Here is a 1740-nt window from a genome sequence, read left to right as displayed (position 1 = left end):
CCCCCCCCCCCCCCCCCCCCCCCCCCCCCCCCCCCCCCCCCCCCCCCCCCCCCCCCCCCCCCCCCCCCCCCCGCCCGCCGCCCCCCCCCCCCCCCCCCCCCCCCCCCCCCCGCGGGGCTCACTCGGCGGCGGCCCCGGCGGTGCTGCCCTTCGCCTGCTCGCTGCTCGGGCCACCGATCCACACCGTCTTGGCGTTCATGAACTCGTACATGCCCAGCTCGGTCAGCTCCCGGCCGTAGCCGCTCTGCTTGATCCCGCCGAAGGGCAGGTCGGGGTAGCTGGCGGTCATCCCGTTGATGAACGCCATGCCGGCGGCGATGTCGCGCACGAAGCGCGCCCGCTCGCCCTCGTCCTCGCTCCACAGGTTGGACCCGAGGCCGTAGACGTGGTCGTTGGCCAGCTCGATGGCCTCCTCCAGCGAGTCGACGGTGTACAGCGCGGCGACCGGCCCGAAGACCTCCTCGCTGTGCACCTTCATCTCGGGGGTGACGCCGGTGAGCAGCGTCGGCTCGTAGAACCACCCGGGGCGGTCCACCCGCTTGCCACCGACCACGACGGTGGCGCCCTTGCTGCGGGCGTCCTCGACGTACTCCTCGACGTCCTGCAGACCCGACTCGGTGGCCAGCGGGCCGATCTGGGTGTCGGCGTCCATCGGGTCCCCGACGGTGAGGGCGCCGATCTTCTCGGCGAACAGGCGGGTGAACTCCTCGGCGACGTCGCGGTGCACGAAGAACCGCTTCGCGGCGATGCAGCTCTGCCCGTTGTTCTGGTTGCGCGCGGTGGTGGCCACCTCGGCCGCGGTGTCCAGGTGTGCCGAGGGCATGACGATGAACGGGTCGGAGCCGCCGAGCTCCAGCACCGTCTTCTTCAGGGCGTCCCCGGCGACGGCGGCGACGGACTGCCCGGCCGGTCCGCTGCCGGTCAGCGTCGCGGCCACGACGCGGTCGTCGCGCAGCACGCGCTCGACCGACCCCGAGCCGATGAGCAGGGTCTGGAAGACGTCGTCGGGGAAGCCCGCCTTGCGGAACAGCTCCTCCATGTACAGGGCGGTCTGCGGCACGTTGCTGGCGTGCTTGAGCAGGCCGACGTTGCCGGCCATGAGCGCGGGGGCGGCGAACCGCATCGCCTGCCACAACGGGAAGTTCCAGGGCATGACCGCCAGCACCACGCCCAGCGGCTGGTGGACCACGTACGCCTGCTGCGCCCCCACGGCGCCGGCGTCCTTGGGCTCGGGCTCGAGCAGCGCGGGGCCCCGCTCGGCGTACCAGCGCAGCGCTGACGCGCACTTGGCGACCTCGGCCTTCGCCGACGCCAGCGTCTTGCCCATCTCGGTGGTCATGAGCTCCGCGACGCCGTCGGCATCGGCGTCCAGCACGTCGGCGGCGGCCGACAACCAGCCGGCCCGTTCCTGCGGCGTGGTCAGCCGGTAGCGCGCGAAGGCCCGAGCCGCCCGGTCGATGGCGCCCTCGAGCGCCTCGTCCGACAACGCCTCGAACGTCTTCAGCGTCTCGCCGGTGGCCGGATTGATCGTGGCGATGGCCATGGTGTTCTCCCTCCGGGGTGCGCCCGTCACCTGCCCGGGCGCACACGGACGAAACGGACCCCGGGTGATCCGGCGCCGGGGGGGGGGGGGGGGGGGGGGGGGGGGGGGGGGGGGGGGGGGGGGGGGGGGGGGGGGGGGGGGGGGGGGGGGGGGGGGGGGGGGGGGGGGGGGGGGGGGGGGGGGGGGGGGGGGGGGGG

Annotated in this window: 1 protein-coding gene; it reads right to left on the bottom strand. The window is 75.5% G+C overall.

What is annotated here, in order from left to right; translation table 11 throughout:
• Positions 1–118 precede the first annotated feature (118 nt).
• Positions 119–1543, bottom strand: coding sequence for an NADP-dependent succinic semialdehyde dehydrogenase (locus ACI8AG_RS20460; protein ID WP_456598494.1), 1425 nt, complete (start codon positions 1541–1543; stop codon positions 119–121).
• Positions 1544–1740: the final 197 nt, after the last annotated feature.

It is taken from the genome of Blastococcus sp. SYSU DS0552 (assembly GCF_054050815.1).
The sequence above is the reverse complement of the archived record's forward strand: the minus strand, read 5'-3'. Positions and strand labels throughout refer to the sequence as shown.